Below are 14,908 nucleotides of genomic sequence, written 5' to 3'. Positions count from 1 at the left end.
GGAAGACGGACTTAACCGCAGACTTCGCAGATAACTGCGGCAGCCTTGCGAAGGAGCTCTTCCGGGATATTCAGGGCAGGGAGGAGCCGGACCTTGTTTTTGGCAGTCAGGCAGAGCACGCCGCGCTCCATACAGGCGGCGACCACTTCACCTGCAGGCCTGACGGTTTCCAGGCCGAGCATCAGGCCCAGGCCGGATACGGACTTGATCCCCGGGCATGCTTCGAGCAGGCTCCGGAGCAGATCGCCCTTAGCCCGGACTTCCTGCAGGAAATCATCCGTCAGCCGGTTTACCACGGACAGCGCAGCCGCGGCGGCAACCGGGTTTCCCCCGAAGGTGGAACCGTGGTCGCCATAGGAAAGGACATCCTGCACCTTTTCCGAGAGCAGGGCGGCGCCCATCGGCAAACCGCCGGCCAGGCCCTTGGCCGTGGAAACCACATCCGGATGGAGCCCGTAATTCATATAGGCATACATGTGTCCGGAACGGCCGTTGCCGGTCTGGACTTCATCCACCATAAGGAGGATATCCTGTTCACGGACAAACCGGTCGAGCGCGGAAGCAAACTCCGGATCCAGCGGAATGACGCCGCCTTCCCCCTGGACACATTCAATCAGTACGGCAGCGACCGTCCCGGTTTTGCACAGGGCAGCAAGGGCGTCCATGTCACCGGCATCAATATGCGCGAAGCCGGGCGTCAGGGGCTGGAACAGCTCATGGTAGTGATCCTGGCCGGTGGCGGAAAGCGTGGTCAGGGTGCGGCCGTGGAAGCTGTTTTTCAGCGTTACGATGGTGGAACAGGACGGTCCTTTATGCTCCGCCGCCCATTTCCGGGCCACTTTGATGGCACATTCATTGGCTTCCGCCCCGGAATTGCAGAAGAAAACCTTCTTCATACCGGTTTTTTCACACAGGGCTTTCGCCAGCAGCGCGCACGGTTCGGTGTAATACAGGTTGGACATATGCTGCACCGCGTGGATCTGCTTTTCCACGGCTGCAATCCATTCCGGATCCGCAATTCCGAAGGAAGTCACGGCGATTCCGGATCCCATATCGATATATTCCCGGCCATCGGCATCCCGGACAACGGATCCGCTGCCGGAGACGATCTCCAGCGGGAACCGTTTATAGGTATTGGCAACATATTCCCGGTCCAGATTCATAACGGACATGTCACTCACACTCTTTTCCTGTTGTATTGGAAGTCCCGGCAGTTATTCCCAGCCTTCCTTGCGGTCATCGTATTTCGGCTCGGAACGGGAGAAACGCGTACCTGCGCCTTCGTCGGTCAGCAGTTCCATAAGGATGGAGTGGGGAACACGGCCGTCCATGATGACCACATTCTTCACCCCGCGCTTCAGCGCCGTGGCGCAGCATTCCACCTTCGGAATCATGCCGCCGGAGATGACTCCGCTTTCATAAAGGGCGGGAAGGTCATCCTGGGAAATCTCCTGGATCAGGGTGGATGGATCATCCTTGTCCTGCAGGACACCGGCGATATCCGTCATCATGATCAGGTTTTCGGCGTTCAGGGCCCCGGCAATATAGGCCGCAGCCGTATCGCCGTTAATATTGTAGGCGTTGCCGGATTTGTCGCATCCCACGGTGGAAACGACCGGAATGTAGCCGTTATCCAGCAGGTCCGTGACCGGATTGATATGGACCTTCTGGATTTCACCGACAAATCCGAGACGTTCATCCTTGACGGCGCACTGCAGAAGACGTCCGTCCATACCGGAAAGGCCGACTGCCTTGCCGCCCTTCATCTCCAGCAGGTTGACCAGCGTTTTGTTGATCTTGCCGGCAAGCACCATCTGGACGATATCCATGGTTTCCTTGTCGGTGACGCGCAGGCCGTTGACAAACTCCGGTTTCTTTCCCAGACGATCCATCAGGTCGTTGATTTCCGGACCGCCGCCATGAACCAGTACGATGCGCACACCGATCAGCCAGAGGAGGACGATATCCTCCATGACCTGCTGCTTCAGCGTTTCGTTGATCATGGCATTGCCGCCGTATTTGACGACGACTACTTTACCGGTGTATTTCCGGATATAGGGAAGGGCAGCGGTCAGGACTTCCGCGCGCTCCATGTTGGTAAATTCATTCTGCATTGTTCTTCTCCTCAGCTCCGGTAGTCCCCGTTGATTTTGACATAGTCATAAGTCAGGTCGCAGCCCCAGGCGACGGCGGATTCGCTGCCCATATGCATATCCGCCGTGAAGCGGACGTCATGCCCGGAGAGAATCTCCAGCGCCTTGTCTTCATCAAATTCCTGCACACGGCCGTTCAGGCAGAAGCAGACGTCTCCGGAGCTCCCCAGCAGGTACAAATCCACCCGATCCGGGTTGAACGCGGGCCCCGCGTAACCCAATGCACAGAGAATCCGGCCGCAGTTGGCGTCCTTCCCGTAGATCATTGCCTTGACCAGGCTGGAGGATACAACGGAACGTGCCAGTGTCCGGGCGTTTTCCTTTGTATCGGCTCCGGTTACCGTCATCTCGATGAGATGTGTTGCTCCTTCGCCGTCACCCGCCATGAGGACCGCCAGGCTCCGGCAGACGGTAAAGAGCGCATCCTTCAGCACTCCATATCCCGGATCATCCGCGGAGGTGACGGGCTTGTTGCCGGCCAGGCCGCTGGCCAGGACCAGCAGAGTATCATTGGTGCTGGTATCGCCGTCCACGGAAATCATATTGAAGGTATCCTTCACGACTTCCCGCACCGCCTGCTGCAGCAGGGCCTGGTCCACAGCACAGTCGGTGGTGAGGTAGGCGAGCATGGTGCACATGTTCGGATGGATCATGCCGGAGCCTTTGCTCATTCCGCCAAGCGTGACGGTTACATCATTTCCGTCAATGCCGGGCAGCGTGAACTGAACGGCCCGCTCCTTGTTGACGGTGTCCGTGGTCATGATCGCCCGGCTCGCGGCGGTACCGGCTTCCGCCGTATCCGCCAGGGCGGGAACCATCATATCCACGCCGGCGGAAATCCGGTCAACCGGGATGTTCGGGCCAATGACACCGGTGGAGCCGATCAGGACCGAATCGGCCGGGATGCCCAGCCGGTTTCCGGTGTATTCTGCGGTTTCCCGGCAGAGGGCCAGACCGGTTTCACCGGTGGCCGCATTGGCGATTCCGGCATTGACAACCACGGCCTGTGCCTGCTTTTTCCGGAAGACAACGTCCATATCCCACAGGACGGGCGCAGCCTTGACCTGGTTGGAGGTAAAGGTTCCGGCAACCGCACACGGAACGCTGCAGGCGATCATGGCCATATCCGTCCTGCCCTGATACTTGATACCGGCTGCGCAGCTGGCCGCGCGGAAGCCTTTGGCAGCGGTTACACCGCCTGTGATTTCAGATATCATTGTCCTTCTTCTCCTATAAAGCGTGTGATGTTTTGCTCATTGAGCACAAATTCGTAGTAATTCACATCCGACTTGCGCGTCCATCCGATCTGCTTCCAGAAGGCATTTCCGGCGTCATTGGAGGCGAACGCGATGAGGGATACCTTGTTGATTCCCATCAGGCGCAGCTGATGCATGCAGTACCCGACCATGTGCGTGCCGATTCCCCGGCGGCGGTATTCCCGCGCGACGCATACGTGATACAGCGCACCCTGGCGGCCGTCGGATCCGCAGAGGATGGAACCGACGATCCGGCCGTCCATCCGGGCCACTACGCTGGTGGTGGGATTGCGGCGGATGAAACGCTGCACATCCTCGCGGGAGTCATCCAGCGCACGGATCCCGAAGCCGCGGATTGTCATCCAGAGGGCCCGGACATCGTCATAATCGTCCTCTGTCATGGGCATAATACTGTATTTATCCATCCGTTACCTCACAAGCCCTTCCGCCTCATCCAGGCCGAGCGCCAGGTTCATGTTCTGGATTGCGGCGCCGGAGGCTCCCTTGCCCAGATTGTCGAAGCGGGAAACCAGCAGGATCCGGTCTTCCTGGCCGAACACGGAGATTTCCATATCATCGCGGCCAGCCATGGAACCGGCGGAAAGGAAGCCGGATTCGTCCGGGGCATCGCGGAAAGAAACCAGACCGGTGCGGTAATAATCCCGGTAGATTTCCCGGATCTGTTCCATGGAAGCCCCTGTGTCCGCCGGAGTCAGGGGAACGGTTACTTCCATACCGGCGTAATAGGGTGCGACAATCGGGCAGAAGACGGGTGGATACTGCAGGCCGCAGACCGCGGCCATTTCCGGCAGATGCTTATGCGTCTGGGACAGTCCGTACTGGCGGGGAGCGTCGAGAAGCGGATCCCGCCCGGCTGCCGTATAATCAGCGATCATTTTCTTGCCGCCACCGGAGTACCCGGTGATCGAGAAGCAGGAAAGGCGGACACCGGCATCCAGAATGCCGGCGGCAGCCAGCGGCGCGGCCAGGGCAATAAAGCCGCTGGCATGGCAACCGGGGTTGGCAATGCGCTTTGAACCGGCGATTTTATCCCGCTGGCCGGCCAGCTCCGGGAACCCGTAGGTCCATCCGCCTGCAGTCCGGTGAGCGGTCGAAGTATCGATGATGACGGTTGAGGAAGACGTGACCAGCGATACGGATTCCACGGCCGCAGCATCCGGCAGGCACAGAAAAGCGACATCCGCGGTGTTGAGCGCATCTGCCCGGGCGGCGGGATCCTTGCGGAGTTCTTCCGGAAGCGTAATCAGCGAAAGATCCGGCCGGACAGAAAGCCGCTCCCGGATCCGCAGACCGGTTGTTCCGGCGCTGCCGTCAATAAAAACCTTTGTCATGCGCAAATCCTTTCCGGTATAAAACAGATTCGGAATAAGACCAATCCCGCCGCGAAGAACGGGGCGGGATTGGTCCGCAGGGCAGGATTACTTTTTCGCGTTTGCCGCGTCCACAAGGGCCTGTACCTTGGTGGGAAGGCCGAAGAGGGTAATGAAACCCGCAGAGTCCTTCTGGTTGTAATCGCTGGCACCGAAGGTGGCGATATCTTCGGAATAGAGGGAATAATCGCTCCAGACACCGGCCTTGATGATGTTGCCTTTATACAGCTTGAGTTTGACCTTGCCGGTGACCTTCTCCTGCGTTTTGTCGACGAAGGCGGAGAGCGCTTCCCGGAGCGGGGAGAACCACAGGCCGTTGTAAACCAGCTCAGCGAAGGTGATGGAGAGCTTCTGCTTTTCATGCATGGTCAGCTTGTCCAGGCAGACGGACTCGAGGGCTTCGTGCGCCTTGTAGAGGATGGTTCCGCCTGGGGTTTCATAAACGCCGCGGCACTTCATGCCGACCAGCCGGTTTTCCACGATATCAATCAGGCCGATGCCGTTCTTGCCGCCGAGGTCGTTGAGCTTCAGGATAATATCCTTGGCGGACATCTTTTCCCCGTCAATCGCAACGGGAATGCCCTTCTCGAATTCCAGGGTCACATAGGTCGGAACATCGGGCGCATCGATCGGGGAGACACCCATTTCCAGGAAACCGGGCTTTTCATACAGCGGCTCGTTGCCGGTGTCTTCCAGGTCCAGGCCTTCGTGGCTGAGATGCCAGAGGTTCTTGTCCTTGGAGTAGTTCGTTTCCCGCGTGATCTTCAGCGGGATGTTATGCGCTTCGGCATAATCGATTTCTTCGTCCCGGGACTGGATATCCCACTCCCGCCAGGGCGCGATAATCGGCATATCCGGCGCAAAGTGCTTGACGGCCAGCTCGAACCGGACCTGGTCATTTCCCTTACCGGTGCAGCCGTGGCAGATCGCGTCTGCGCCCTCTTTCAGCGCAATTTCCACGAGCCCTTTCGCAATGCAGGGACGCGCATGGCTGGTACCAAGGAGATAATCCTCATACACAGCGCCGGCTTTCATCGTGGGGATGATATAATCGTCCACGTATTCATCTTTCAGATCCAGCACGTACAGCTTGGACGCACCGGTCTTCAGGGCCTTTTCCTCCAGACCGTCGAGTTCGGTGCCCTGGCCCACGTCACCGGAAACGGCAATGATCTCCGGATTGTTGTAATTCTCCTTCAGCCAGGGAATGATGATGGACGTATCCAGACCGCCCGAATAGGCGAGAACAACCTTCTTGATATCCGCCTTATTCATGAAAACCCCTCCTTAATGCATGTTTATGCACGGAAATATACACCCGGCCGGAGGGATTGTCAATATGTTTTTCAAATAAACAATTAGAAAACAATCGGAAAGCGGAAATATTCACGGGGAATGCATATTTTAGGGAAATTTATGCATATAATGTATAATTCATGTATGCCGACAGATCCCGGAACAGTTGCGGATTTCCATAAAAAAAGGTATGATATCATTGAAATTGTATGCAGATCCGGAAGGAGGGGAAGCGGATGCTGGAATTCTGTATGCTGGGTACGGGCGGTACGCTTCCGATTCCTGACCGGGCTCTGTCATCCGTCTATCTGCGGGTGAACGGCCGCGGACTCCTGATTGACTGCGGCGAGGGGACCCAGGTGGGCATCCGCCGGCTTGGATGGGGATTCCGGTGTATGGACGGGCTGCTGCTGACCCATTACCACGGAGACCACTGTACCGGGCTGGCCGGACTGCTGCTGAGCCTGGAAAAGGCCGGCCGGGATGAGACGTTCCATATCTGGGGACCGAAGGGACTGAAGCGCGTGGTGGAAGGACTGTGCGTGATTGTGCCTCCGCTGAGTTATCCGGTGATGCTGCATGAGATTCCGGCCAACGGCGGGGAACTGGAAGCAATCGGACTGAAGATCCGGGCATTTCCGGTTGACCATGGCGGAATCCCGTGCTTCGGTTTCCGGATCCACCTTCCGCGAAGTGCTGAATTCGACCCTGAAAAGGCAAGAGCCCTGGGTATTCCCATGCAGGAGTGGAAACGGCTCCAGGAGGGGGAAACCGTACGGGCCGGCGGAGAAACCTATACCCTGCAGGATGTTGCGGGGAAGGAACGCAAAGGAATCACACTGGTGTTTTCCACCGATACAAGGCCGTGCGAAACACTGGAAAAATATACCCGGGATGCGGACCTGCTGATTCTGGAAGGTATGTACGGAACAGAAGACAGGCGCCCCCAGGCGCTTAAAAACCACCATATGCTTTTTTCCGAAGCGGCAGGAATTGCCCGGGAGGCTGCACCGTCCGCATTGCTGCTGACCCATTTCAGCACGAGCATTGAGGACCCGGAAGCCTACCTGGAAGAAACCCGGAAGGTTTTTGCCCGGACATGGGCCGCACGGGACGGGGAAATTGTTACAATGCGCTATCCCAAAGACGAGGAACCGGCATGGATCAGTTTGTTTTAAAGGCACCCTATTCCGCATCGGGAGACCAGCCGCAGGCGATTGAAGCCCTTGCAGCGGGAATCCGGGCCGGCATGAAAAACCAGGTTCTGCTGGGCGTGACCGGCAGCGGGAAAACGTTCACCATGGCATCCGTGATCGAAAAGGTCCAGAAGCCCACGCTGGTGATTGCACACAACAAAACCCTGGCAGCACAGCTGTGCAGTGAACTGCGGGCTTTCTTCCCGGACAGCCGGGTGGAGTATTTCGTTTCCTATTATGATTATTACCAGCCGGAAGCATATATTGCCTCATCGGACACCTATATCGAAAAGGATGCATCCATCAACGATGAAATCGACCGGCTGCGGCATTCCGCAACTGCTGCACTGCGGGAGCGGAAGGATGTGATTATCGTCGCATCCGTGAGCTGTATCTATTCCATGGGTGATCCGAGCGAATACGAAGGGCAGATGATTTCCCTCCGGCCCGGAATGGAATACAGCCGGCAGAAACTGATCCGGGACCTGGTGGATATCCAGTATGACCGGAACGATACCGAATTTGACCGGGGCACATTCCGCGTCCGCGGGGACGTCATCGAGATCATACCGGCCGGGGAACACGAGAAAGCCATCCGTGTGGAACTGTTCGGGAATGAGATTGAGCGGATCTCCCAGATTGAGGCGGTGAGCGGCCATGTGCTCGCCACGCTGGAACATGCTGCGCTGTTTCCGGCGACGCACTATGCCACCGACCCGGCTCACATGGAAGAGCATATCGGCGACATTGAAAAGGACCTGGCAGAGCGGATTGCTGAATTTGAACAGAAGGGAATGCTGCTGGAAGCACAGCGCATTGCCCAGCGGACCCGCTATGATATTGAGATGATGCGGGAAATCGGATACTGCCAGGGAATTGAGAACTACTCCCGGTATTTTGACGGCAGGAAGCCCGGTGACGCACCGTATACCTTGCTGGATTACTTTACGGGCGATTTCCTGGTTATGATTGATGAGAGCCATGTAACTGTGCCCCAGATCCGGGCGATGTACAACGGCGACCGCGCACGGAAGGAGACGCTGGTTTCCTACGGATTCCGGCTTCCGTCCGCGTTTGACAACCGGCCGCTGCTGTTTTCGGAATTCGAAAGCCGCATCGGCCAGACCATTTTCGTTTCTGCCACACCCGGCCCGTATGAACGGGAACGGGCTGACCAGGTCGTGGAACAGATCATCCGTCCCACCGGCCTGCTGGATCCCCAGGTGATCCTTCGGAAGGCCACCGGCCAGGTGGACGACCTGGTGGGTGAAATCCGGAAGGTTACGGAGCGCGGAGAACGGGTACTCGTAACCACACTGACCAAGCGGATGGCAGAAAGCCTGACGGACTACCTGAAGGAACTGGATATCAAGGTGCGGTACCTCCACAGCGATATCCAGACCATGGAGCGGATGGAACTGATCCGGGACCTGCGCCTCGGCGAATTTGATGTCCTGGTTGGCATCAACCTGCTCCGGGAAGGACTGGACCTTCCGGAGGTGGCGCTGGTCGCGATCCTGGATGCTGACAAGGAAGGATTCCTCCGCAGCGAGACGTCGCTTGTACAGACGATCGGGCGGGCCGCCCGCAACGTGGACGGACGGGTGATCCTGTATGGCGACTCGCTGACGGAAAGCATGGCAAAAGCCATGTCCGAAACCAACCGGCGCAGGGCGCTGCAGCAGGCTTACAACGAAGCGCACGGGATCACACCGGAAACCGTACGGAACGCGATCCGTTCCGTGCTGGAAATCACCCGTAAGGTTGAAGAAACATCTGCCGCAGTGCTGAATGATGAAGAACGCGAAGCCTTGATGCGGCAGATTGAAGAGGAAATGATCAGCGCGGCGAAGGAGCTCGAGTTTGAACGGGCAGCCCAGCTGCGGGACCGGCTGCTGGCACTGCGCGGAGACACCCCGATGAAGGATGACCAGCAGCAGAAACGACACAGGAGAAGGGAGCGGACCCGGAAAAGTGAGCACTGAAACCCGTCCCCGCAGGAGGCTGCGGATATTCTGGCTTCCGGTACTGACATCCATCCCGATGATCGCCGGAGCGCTGTTCCTGGCATTCCGGTACGGACCGGTGATCCGAAAATTGCTGGGGATTCTGATCAAAATGGTGGTGAAGGCATGAGCACGGGGAAGAAATATCCATGCATACCCGCACGAATTGCCGCGTGGGCATGTGCTGTACTCCTGACCATCGTCCTGGCGTGCACACTGCTGGGAATGACAGCTGCACGAATGCTTTCATCTGAGGAAAGCCACGTCCGGATTTCCACAGACCGGCAGGTGATTGCCGGACAGATGGAAAAGATTGCCGGTGTTATCCGGGACCTGGCGGAGGAATACGGGTTTTCCGCAGAGCCGGTCATTGATGCTGTCTCCAGGGAAGAGATTACGGAACTGAACACGCAGATGGCCGGATGGTGGACCCGGATTGCGACAGAAGGGATCATGGAAGACGTTCCTTCCTGGCCTGCGGATTCCCTGATTCCGGTGATCATGGAAACCATGGATCCGGGGAAAGCACCCGGTGATCCGTATGAGAAAGCGGCAGAAGCCGCCGGGGAAATTGAGAAAACGGTCCGGGAGGCGGCAATGCCGGTGCGGACATCGGTGATTTCCTTTGGCGTACGCTACCTGAACCGCCGGATTGACCTGCCTGGCGCAGTCCGCACCGCATCCGGGCTTCCCCTGCTTGGCGGGGCGGTATGCCTGCTGCTGGCCGGACTGATTGCCCTGCTGACTGCAGGGAAGGTCCGCACTTCCCTTAAGTATTACGGCGCCGCATTCGGCGGCGCAGGGATTTCAGCCGCGTTCTGCATGATTCTTGCCGGGACGGCCGGAATCCAGGAAATGATCAGCCGGGCATCCGAGGGACTGAGCCGCCAGACCGGCCTGGCTGTCCGGGGAATGGTGCTGGAAGCCGGCCTGTATATCCTGCTTCTCCTGGCTGCCGGGATATTCTGCCTGATCATGTATACCCGTCCGGCAAAGGATGGGAACCACCGGGGAGGAAAGTATGCAGAGGAACCGAACAGTACACCGGATCCGGTCACCGAAAATCCGTGAATCGCTGCGACTGGCCGTGGCACCGGACATCCACAGCGCACCGTTCGATGACGTGCTGGAGGATTTTGCCGCCTGCGATGCCGTACTGATTCCCGGGGATCTGGTGGACCGGCACCGCCGGGACAACCGGAATGCCTACCGGTTCCTGGAGACCGTTCCGGGAATTGTGCCCGTGTTCTATTCCATCGGAAACCATGAACGGAAGTTCCGGGACGCGGAACGGTACCTGGAAACGGCCCGGGAAAGCAAGGCGGAACTGCTGGAAGACCGCTATACGGAATTCCGGGGGATCCTGATCGGCGGAATCAGCAGTACCCGGTCCAGAATACCGGACCGGACGTTCCTGAACCGTTTTGAAGCGGAGGCTTCATTTAAACTGCTGATGTGCCATCACCCGGAAATGTACCGGGATTATGTGCGGGGAAGGGACATTGATTTTACCGTATGCGGGCATGCCCACGGCGGCCAGATCCAGCTGTTCGGCCGGGGTCTGTATGCACCGGGCCAGGGCCTGTTTCCCCGCCTGACCCACGGGATCCATGACGGCGGGAAAATGATGATTTCCCGGGGTATGACGAATGCAGCCAAACCCCGGATTCCGAGAATCAACAATCCCTGCGAACTGATTATCCTGGAACTGGAACCAGGGACCGAAACCACGGAAGAGGAGGAGCAAGCATGAATCCGGAAGACCTGAAGCTGCTGATGGACTGGTTTGAGGAAAACAAAGACCACAAGCTGAACTTCATCGAAAAGGAAGGTATCAAACTGGCTGTCCGGAAGGCTGAGACGGTCGGCGACCTGCTGCAGACTGCACTGGACCTTCTGAAACGGTAAAAACCAACAGGTTGATTGACAAGGATACATAAAACGGGTATAATCCGTTTGCCCTTAGAAGATACGGAAACACTCTATCGCCCCGTTGACGGCGCCGGGGTGTTTCTTATATGTGTGAAAGGAGCCCTGAGGAGCATGGCAGACGAAAAAGGAACGATTCTGACAGAAAGCGGCCTGAAAAAGCTGGAGGAACAGCTGGATTACCTGATTTCCGTTCGCCGGAACGAGATCAGCGAACAGATTGCCGTTGCCCGCGGATTCGGCGACCTGAGTGAAAATGCCGAGTACGATGAAGCGAAGAAGGAGCAGGCCAAGGTGGAAGCTGAGATCACCCGCCTGCAGGCCACGATCCGCACCGCGACCGTTGTGGCGGATGACGAGATCACCACAGAACGGGTTTCCATCGGCACAATCGTCAAGGTCAAGGACCTGGACGAAGGCGAGACCTATGAATACGCGATTGTCGGCGCGAATGAAGCCGATCCCACGGCGGACAGGATCTCCAATGAGAGCCCTGTCGGTGCCGGTCTGCTGGGTGCCAAGCGGAACCAGACCGTGACCATCACCATTCCGGCGGGCACGCTCCGGTATAAGGTCCTGTCGATCAAGAAGATGTAAGTAAAGGTTGGAAGAGTATATGGCAGATTATCCCGTAACCCCCCTGACCCCGCCGCTGACCGAGCAGGAGATCATCCGCCGCCAGAAGCTGCAGAAGCTGATTGATGCAGGTGAAAACCCCTATGAAATCACACGGTTTGATGTGACACACCGCAGCGCGGCGATTCTCGCCGGGTTTGAAGAACTGGAAGGCAGGGAAGTATCCATCGCCGGACGCATGACCAGCCGCCGCGTAATGGGCAAGGCCTCCTTCGCGCACCTGCTGGACGGAGAAGGGGACATCCAGATCTATGTCCGGCGTGACGATGTGGGAGAAGAGTCCTACGCGGCTTTCAAGCAGGATGATATCGGGGATATCCTGGGTGTGAAGGGAACCGTGTTCCGCACACAGACCGGGGAAATTTCCGTGCATGCCACTTCCGTCACGCTCCTGTGCAAGAGCCTGAAGGTACTGCCGGAGAAATACCACGGACTGACGGATACGGATCTGCGTTACCGGCAGCGGTATGTGGACATGATCGTGAATCCGGAAGTTCGGGATACATTCCGGAAGCGGAGCCGGATTATTGCTGCGGTGCGGGAATTCCTCGACAGCCACGGGTATATTGAAGTGGATACGCCTGTGCTGCATACGCTGGAAATCGGCGCCAGTGCCCGGCCGTTCCGGACGCATCACAATGCGCTGAACCTGGATATGTTCCTGCGGATCGAAACGGAACTGTACCTGAAGCGGCTGATTGTCGGCGGTTTTGAGCGCGTGTATGAAGTCGGCCGGATTTTCCGGAACGAGGGAATGGATGCAACCCATAATCCGGAATTCACCTCCGTGGAAACCTACCAGGCTTATGCGGACTATAAGGAAATTATGGAAATGGTGGAGCAGCTCTACGAGTTTGTTGCCATCAAGGCCCTCGGTACGACGGATGTGAATTACCAGGGCCAGGTGATCCACCTGAAAGCCCCCTGGAAGCGGATTACCATGGCGGACGCGGTCCGTGAAGCCTGCGGAGAGGATTATTCCGCATGGCAGAGCGATGAAGAAGCGCGCGCAATCTGCGACAAGCGGGGAGTCCATGTGGAAAAGGATGCCCGGAAAGGCGACTGCCTGGCTGCACTGTTTGACGAATATGTTGAAGCCTCACTGGTCCAGCCGACTTTCGTTATGGATTATCCCGTGGAGATTTCCCCGCTGGCCAAGCGGAAACCGGATAATCCCGAACTGACCGAACGCTTTGAGTTCTTTATCACCGGTCATGAGATGGGAAATGCGTTCAGCGAACTGAACGATCCCGTGGACCAGCGCCGGCGCTTTGAGGAGCAGGTTGCGCTGCGGGCTTCCCAAGGAATCCACGCGGAAGTGGATGAAGACTTTGTGAATGCCCTGGAATACGGAATGCCCCCGACCGGCGGACTGGGCTTTGGCCTGGACCGGCTGATTATGCTGCTGACAGATTCTGCCACGATCCGCGACGTGCTGCTGTTTCCCACGATGAAGCCGCTTGACGCGGGCAACGGGGATGCTGCCCAGAATGCCGAAAGCTGAAAAAACGGTGCAGACCCGCAGGGAACCGCCGCGCCGGTCCGTACTGGAAGAAGTGGGGAACGCGGTTACCCACGGAATCGGCGCGCTGGCCGGAATTGCCGGACTTGTGCTGCTGCTTGTGAAATCCGATACGGGAACCAAGGCAATCTCCTCCGTAATCTACGGAACATGCCTGATTCTGATGTTCCTGATGAGCTGCCTGTACCATTCATTTCGGTGGGGATCCGGTGTGAAGCGGCTGTGGCGGCGATTTGACTACATCGGGATTTACCTGCTGATCGGCGGAACATTTACCCCGCTGTGGCTCCTGTACTGGGGAGGCGGATGGGGAACTGCGCTGTGCGCCGTCCAGTGGGCGGTGGTTGTGACGGGAATTACGATGATCGGAGTGTTCGGGCCGGAGAGAGCCCATTCCGCCCATGTCGCACTGTATATCGTGATGGGGTGGTGCGGACTGGCTTTCCTGCCGCGGATGTTCCATGACAATGTTCCGCTCCTGATTTTTACCCTGGGCGGCGGAATCCTGTACACGCTCGGAATTATCCCGTTTGCACTGAAACGCCGGGGCGCACACTTTATCTGGCACTTCTTTGTGCTGTTCGGCGCGGCAGCCCACTGGCTGGGTATCTATCTCTGCCTGTATTGAAAAACCATGAAAGTTCCCTCCTGTACGGAGGGACTTTTTTTGCCCCAGGAAAGCGGAGTGGGACACAACATGTGCGGTTTATGCGAACGTTGACATACAACAGATATGACGATATAATATTTTGAACACGACTAACCGGAGGTGCCTTATGGGGAACACACCGTCTAAAAATCTGGAGAAACAGCGTCGGGAGCTGAACGGAGTTACCTATTTTGACCGGGGAACCGTTACCGGAAAAAACGGGCGGAAATATGACCGATTCGCAATCCAGACCCATTTTGTGGAAGTCGGTGAGGACCAGGCAGAACTGGTGAAACGTTACGTCCTGCCGATTTCCCGAGAAGGGGATGTCCTTTCCTTCGGGGCCAAGGTGATGGCCATGTGCACCCGGAATGTGTTTACCAAGGAACAGGTCCGGCCAGGATTCTGGGCGAAGCTGCTGTCCCCGCATGCCAGCGAAACCGTGGCGGGAATCGGAATGCATGATCCCTATAAGCTGCAGCTGGCGATCAATATGGTCGGGGCGCCGCGGGTGGTATTCGCGTCCGTGGTTTCGGCAATTACCAAACCGTTCGGCGTCAAAGGCCTGTTTTACAAAATTGTTGGGAAAGGCGTGGCCGGCATTGACGGATTCTACTACCGCTCCTCTTTTGAACGGTATAAGGATCTTGCACTGGTCAACAATGAAAACGCACAGGAGCTGTGCGATGAACTGGAACAGAAAACCGGAATTCCGGTGGTACTGATGGATGCCAATGATATTGACCAGAACCAGCTTGGCAAATGCGGCGATTTCCCGCTGACTGACGAGGAAATCCAGGATGCCATGGCCGACAATCCGTCCGGACAGGGTGGGGAACTGACGCCCCTGATCCTGATCCGGCCGCTCAGCTGA

16 protein-coding genes are annotated in these 14,908 nt (G+C 57.4%); 10 read left to right on the top strand and 6 right to left on the bottom strand.

Going from position 1 to position 14,908, the window contains the following annotated elements; all coding sequences use genetic code 11:
• Window positions 1–11 precede the first annotated feature (11 nt).
• The 6 genes from JNO48_01995 to JNO48_01970 all read right to left on the bottom strand — a co-directional run bounded on the left by JNO48_01995 (window position 12) and on the right by JNO48_01970 (window position 6,075).
• Entirely contained in the window at window positions 12–1,172 is a 1,161-nt protein-coding gene (locus tag JNO48_01995; GenBank protein ID QTE68708.1) for an acetylornithine/succinylornithine family transaminase, read from the bottom strand.
• A 42-nt stretch (window positions 1,173–1,214) separates the two neighbouring features.
• Window positions 1,215–2,114 carry an acetylglutamate kinase gene (gene argB / locus JNO48_01990; GenBank protein ID QTE68707.1) on the bottom strand — a complete coding sequence of 300 codons (900 nt, stop codon included), beginning with the start codon at window positions 2,112–2,114 and terminating at the stop codon, window positions 1,215–1,217.
• A gap of 11 nt (window positions 2,115–2,125) precedes the next feature.
• Window positions 2,126–3,370: a bifunctional glutamate N-acetyltransferase/amino-acid acetyltransferase ArgJ gene (gene argJ, locus JNO48_01985; protein QTE68706.1), complete on the bottom strand. Its 1,245-nt coding sequence runs from the start codon at window positions 3,368–3,370 to the stop codon at window positions 2,126–2,128.
• Window positions 3,367–3,834, bottom strand: a complete 468-nt coding sequence (locus JNO48_01980) for a GNAT family N-acetyltransferase (protein ID QTE68705.1) — start codon at window positions 3,832–3,834, stop codon at window positions 3,367–3,369. Before JNO48_01980 ends, argJ begins: the two co-directional genes overlap by 4 nt.
• A 3-nt stretch (window positions 3,835–3,837) precedes the next feature.
• Window positions 3,838–4,761, bottom strand: a complete 924-nt coding sequence (argC, locus tag JNO48_01975) for an N-acetyl-gamma-glutamyl-phosphate reductase (GenBank protein ID QTE68704.1) — start codon at window positions 4,759–4,761, stop codon at window positions 3,838–3,840.
• 87 nt (window positions 4,762–4,848) lie between these two features.
• On the bottom strand, window positions 4,849–6,075 hold the full coding sequence (locus JNO48_01970; protein ID QTE68703.1) for an argininosuccinate synthase: 1,227 nt from the start codon (window positions 6,073–6,075) through the stop codon (window positions 4,849–4,851).
• A 257-nt stretch (window positions 6,076–6,332) separates the two neighbouring features.
• Here JNO48_01970 and JNO48_01965 point away from each other — a divergent pair, with 257 nt between their 5' ends.
• The 10 genes from JNO48_01965 (at window position 6,333) to JNO48_01920 (ending at window position 14,908) form a co-directional block, all read left to right on the top strand.
• Window positions 6,333–7,274: a ribonuclease Z gene (locus JNO48_01965; GenBank protein ID QTE68702.1), complete on the top strand. Its 942-nt coding sequence runs from the start codon at window positions 6,333–6,335 to the stop codon at window positions 7,272–7,274.
• Window positions 7,256–9,277, top strand: coding sequence for an excinuclease ABC subunit UvrB (uvrB, locus tag JNO48_01960; protein ID QTE68701.1), 2,022 nt, complete (start codon window positions 7,256–7,258; stop codon window positions 9,275–9,277). Before JNO48_01965 ends, uvrB begins: the two co-directional genes overlap by 19 nt.
• Window positions 9,267–9,428, top strand: a complete 162-nt coding sequence (locus JNO48_01955; protein QTE68700.1) for a hypothetical protein — start codon at window positions 9,267–9,269, stop codon at window positions 9,426–9,428. The genes uvrB and JNO48_01955 overlap by 11 nt, the downstream gene beginning before the upstream one ends.
• Window positions 9,425–10,369 (top strand): hypothetical protein, encoded by a 945-nt coding sequence (locus tag JNO48_01950; protein QTE68699.1) that lies wholly within the window; start codon window positions 9,425–9,427, stop codon window positions 10,367–10,369. Before JNO48_01955 ends, JNO48_01950 begins: the two co-directional genes overlap by 4 nt.
• On the top strand, window positions 10,320–11,051 hold the full coding sequence (locus tag JNO48_01945) for a metallophosphoesterase (GenBank protein ID QTE68698.1): 732 nt from the start codon (window positions 10,320–10,322) through the stop codon (window positions 11,049–11,051). Before JNO48_01950 ends, JNO48_01945 begins: the two co-directional genes overlap by 50 nt.
• Entirely contained in the window at window positions 11,048–11,206 is a 159-nt protein-coding gene (locus JNO48_01940; protein QTE68697.1) for a hypothetical protein, read from the top strand. Before JNO48_01945 ends, JNO48_01940 begins: the two co-directional genes overlap by 4 nt.
• A gap of 135 nt (window positions 11,207–11,341) precedes the next feature.
• Entirely contained in the window at window positions 11,342–11,824 is a 483-nt protein-coding gene (greA, locus tag JNO48_01935; GenBank protein ID QTE68696.1) for a transcription elongation factor GreA, read from the top strand.
• Window positions 11,825–11,843: 19 nt separating this feature from the next.
• The gene (lysS, locus tag JNO48_01930; protein QTE68695.1) at window positions 11,844–13,367 is read left to right on the top strand and encodes a lysine--tRNA ligase; all 1,524 of its coding nucleotides are present in this window, start codon (window positions 11,844–11,846) and stop codon (window positions 13,365–13,367) included.
• Complete coding sequence (locus JNO48_01925; protein QTE68694.2) at window positions 13,354–14,013, top strand: hemolysin III family protein; 660 nt, start codon at window positions 13,354–13,356, stop codon at window positions 14,011–14,013. The genes lysS and JNO48_01925 overlap by 14 nt, the downstream gene beginning before the upstream one ends.
• A 148-nt stretch (window positions 14,014–14,161) precedes the next feature.
• A complete protein-coding gene (locus JNO48_01920) occupies window positions 14,162–14,908 on the top strand; it encodes a F420-0--gamma-glutamyl ligase (GenBank protein QTE68693.1) in 747 nt (248 codons plus the stop codon).

It is taken from the genome of Clostridiales bacterium (genome assembly GCA_017569285.1).
Lineage (GTDB): Bacteria > Bacillota > Clostridia > Christensenellales > Aristaeellaceae > Aristaeella.
The sequence above is the reverse complement of the archived record's forward strand: the minus strand, read 5'-3'. Positions and strand labels throughout refer to the sequence as shown.